Source organism: Microcystis sp. LE19-8.1F (assembly GCF_027531715.1).
GTDB lineage: Bacteria > Cyanobacteriota > Cyanobacteriia > Cyanobacteriales > Microcystaceae > Microcystis > Microcystis wesenbergii_A.
This window is the reverse complement of record NZ_JAPZSO010000150.1, coordinates 1-3,506: the sequence shown is the minus strand read 5'-3', so window position 1 is coordinate 3,506 and position 3,506 is coordinate 1. Positions and strand designations below refer to the sequence as shown.

Below are 3,506 nucleotides of genomic sequence, written 5' to 3'. Positions count from 1 at the left end.
GAAAGGATCAGAAAAAGGTTTGTTGAAGAAGGGATAGAATCAGCCCTAAATCGACGAGAGCAAAAAAAACGTCGTCCGAGAATAATTGATGGGGAAAAAGAAGCCGATCTAATGGCGATTGCTTGTAGTGAAACCCCAAGGGAAAAAAGGAGTTGGACTCTTCAAATGCTGGCGGATAAAATGGTAGAACTAAAAGTAGTTGAACAAGTGTCGATTGAGACGATTAGACAAAGCTTGGCCGATTCAAGTCTGAATTGCATCACTGTCTGATCTAGCTTCATAGAATACCTCATTCGGGGTACGATAGTCAAGACATTTTCGAGGACGATTGTTAATCAAGTTTACGGCTCTTTCTACCTGCTCTGGCTTAACAATTTTGAAATTCGTTCCCTTGGCAAAAAATTGTCTTAACAGTCCATTGGTAGGCTCGTTTAATCCCCTCTCCCAAGAATGGTAAGGAGTAGCAAAATAAAAATCTGCTCCTAGTTTCTGACTCAACTCTTGATGTCCACAAAATTCTTTGACCTGGTCACAAGTAAAGGTTTTTCTTTTGTCAGGGGGAATCTCTTGGAAAAGTTTTTCTGTGACAAGGGTTGATTTCCGATGCGGTTTTGTTTTTGGCTAATCCTGCTACTAAAAATTTCGAGCCTTTGTCCATATATGTAACGAGAACTCCTAGATGATTTCCTCCAATCATTGTGTCACTTTCCCAATGACCGATTTCGGTTTTCTGGTCAGCAATTGCTGGTCGCTCGCAGCTATCTACACGCCACAGAATCCCTCCACGCTTACTTTTCCCACCGTATCGACTCTTTCTTTTTCCTCGTCCAGCCGCGTAGGTATTCTTGATACTTTCCACAGTCTTGATAGTTCTGATAGATCATTTGATAGATAGTTTCGTGACTGAGAGATTCTTGACCAGCTTTTTTCAGACGACCTGCTATTTGTTCGGGACTATGATAATATTTCAATCCTTTTTTCACCAACTCTAAGGCTGACTCGCTGACATTTTTAAAGGGTTGTTTGGCATTTTTTCGGCGCGTCTCGCTTTGAGCTTGTGCTGTGTCAGGTAGATAGCAGCCGAGGCAACTTTGATTCCTTCTTAATTCTCGTGCTATCGTGCTTTGATGACATCCGAGCCAGACGGCCATTTGCCGTTGAGATAAATTTCCCTCTTGACTAAGTTGGTAGAGTAAGTTTCTTTGTTCTCTGTTAAGATGTTGGGGGCTTCGTTTTTGGGTCTGATTTGTTTTTGTTAATGATCAGACAGTACCTGATGAGCCTTTCTTTGTCAACTCTTGAGGTTGATGCGTTTCATTTTTGAATTGGCGCTATATACTAAAGTTATTTGCCTGATCAGACCCCAGATGATGGCCGATTAGATAGTACAAAGCAGTCTCTTTTATATCCAAATCAGAACTTAGATGTTGAGATTTATAGGTTAACTTATAAAGTGGGGCTTTTTTTTGGTCAATATGTTCCTTGATTTTCAGGGTTTCTGATAGGGGAATTTTTACTAACTCACTACCTCCCAATACTAACATTTCATTACAGGGAAGATGAGGGGTACTGTCCCAAATGGTTTTTGCTTTTGAGTCACGAAAAACAAGTTTAGTAAAATGGAAAGAGTAATGAAAATAGTAAAGATACTGAAATTTTTGGATGAAAGGATTCACAAGAGTTAGGGTCGATTTGGGATCACGCAGAGAGTATTTTAATAGTCCCTCTCTCAGTTTGTTGCCTATCTTTAGGAGAATTGTTCTGAAAAATTTAAAGTTTTTTGACTGAATCAGATTATTTTCATATCTGTAAAAATTATGCCAATAAGCCTTATATCGATTAGTAATAAAGTCAGAATTCATATAAGCACACCATTGTTGAATCAGATAAGATTCTTTGTCAGCAGCCATGAACCAATTGTCCATTAATTTATTTTTATTGATATGATTTAAAGCAAAAAAACCCTGTTTTGTATATTCGGTTAACCAATCATCTAGGGAAAGACAACAAAAGCAAGTTGCATCTACCCAAACTCCTCCATGTTGACGGAGTAAATTAACTCTGAGAAGGTCAGCTAAAGCAGCTAAATTTGATTTTAGAAAGTCAATATTTTTAGAAAAATTTATCCAGAAATCTGGTAAAAAATTTGTCAAGTTTTCCATATCCAAAACATTAATTGTCCAGTCAGGATTGTATTTTCCCCAAGATTCTCGACATTTTTTAATGATATTAGGGGCATTTTCATAACCCTGCGCCCAGAACATCCAGATAGTTTTAGGGATAACATAACTCATAAAATAACTTTTACTGCCAGCTAAAATATGTAACCTTTGATATTGTAATTGACCTTGCTAATTTTGTCAATCGTGTTTCTATACCTGGACTTCCCCGTTGACAAAAGGCCATAACATCTGCTGTAGGAGGGATTAAGAGAATTTCTGCTGCCCCGTTACTGGGTACAAATTAAGGAAACCCCCAATAAATCTAACGCATGATTGTTGCAGAGAAGTCGGTCGAGTTATCTTAGAAAAACGATAACTTCCCTCTCTAATCGTACATTCTACTGTATTCAAGCAAATTGTCCCCAAGTCCTCCAATAAAGTCCGAAAACTAGACACGGTAAAGTTTTCTTAATTGCTTTTTTTCTCTCTTTAGATTGCCCCGATTCACTGGGATTCGCTTTAATGACATTAAGAGAGCTATCATCAATTTCTTCATCCTCAAAGAGTAAAGGAGCTAAAGATTGTTTTAAATGCCATTCTACATAGTAAGCTAACATACATAAAAAGATATGAGCCTTGACTCTATCACCCTGATAATGATAGATAGGACGTACCTTTAAATCAATTGACTTATAACAGCGAAATGCCTCCTCCACTTGAGATAAACTTTTATAAGCCTTAACCGTTGTCGCTGCATCCATCAACGTTAACTCAACAGAAGTTCTTAACACATATACACCATCCAATGCCGTTTCTTGAGCGATTAATTCCACCTTACGCTGATAGGAAAAGCCTTCTTCTTGTCGATAATATCATCGGGTAATTTTGAGAGGTTGGCCAGGGTTCTTTGGCAATTGTAACGGTTTCTGGCGGTTCTAAAAGATTAAAAGTAACGGAATTTAGCGCATTTTCGCCGTGGAGATGCTGGAGAGATGCGATCGCACTGGCACAGGCAAAAACCGGTAAAGTGTAACCCGAACGGGGTGGGGAGATAGACATGAATAGGGTCGATAGCCAATCAAATTAGCCGTGATCTGATTATAGAACCAAGGGGCAACCGCTGCTATTTTTCTCGAAACCCTGCAATTTTACGCCAAGTAATTTCAGGATATTTTTTTCTAATCTCAGGAGAGAGTTGTTTAATGGGACTTAAACACAGAACCGAATTTTTTTAGCTATAATCAAGTCATAGTAGGCTTTCACGTCAAAATACGCCCATGGGAGAAACGACCCCATCCGCTATGCCGCCCTGCTTCGAGAGATGGTGCGCTAGATTCGATGACT

General features: G+C 38.9%; 1 protein-coding gene and 4 pseudogenes. 1 reads left to right on the top strand and 4 read right to left on the bottom strand.

Annotated features, from left to right (window positions below):
- Nucleotides 1–252, top strand: a pseudogene (locus O9334_RS14970) (helix-turn-helix domain-containing protein); the annotation flags it as partial.
- Here the strand turns inward: O9334_RS14970 and O9334_RS14965 are convergent.
- From O9334_RS14965 to O9334_RS14950, 4 genes and pseudogenes are all read right to left on the bottom strand, one after another.
- A pseudogene (locus O9334_RS14965) lies at nucleotides 244–1,229 on the bottom strand (IS30 family transposase); the annotation flags it as partial. The pseudogenes O9334_RS14970 and O9334_RS14965 overlap by 9 nt on opposite strands.
- Nucleotides 1,230–1,331: 102 nt before the next feature.
- Nucleotides 1,332–2,294, bottom strand: a complete 963-nt coding sequence (locus O9334_RS14960) for a capsular polysaccharide synthesis protein (protein ID WP_288000874.1) — start codon at nucleotides 2,292–2,294, stop codon at nucleotides 1,332–1,334.
- Between the two features lie 155 nt (nucleotides 2,295–2,449).
- Nucleotides 2,450–3,022, bottom strand: a pseudogene (locus O9334_RS14955) (IS1634 family transposase); the annotation flags it as partial.
- Nucleotides 3,023–3,065: 43 nt separating this feature from the next.
- Nucleotides 3,066–3,221 (bottom strand): annotated as a pseudogene (locus tag O9334_RS14950) (cobalt-precorrin-5B (C(1))-methyltransferase); the annotation flags it as partial.
- Nucleotides 3,222–3,506 lie beyond the last annotated feature (285 nt).

Coding starts and splice junctions, on each gene's coding strand:
- O9334_RS14960 (WP_288000874.1), bottom strand. CDS start 2,294: ATGAGTTATGTTATCCCTAAAACTATCTGGATGTTCTGGGCGCAGGGT.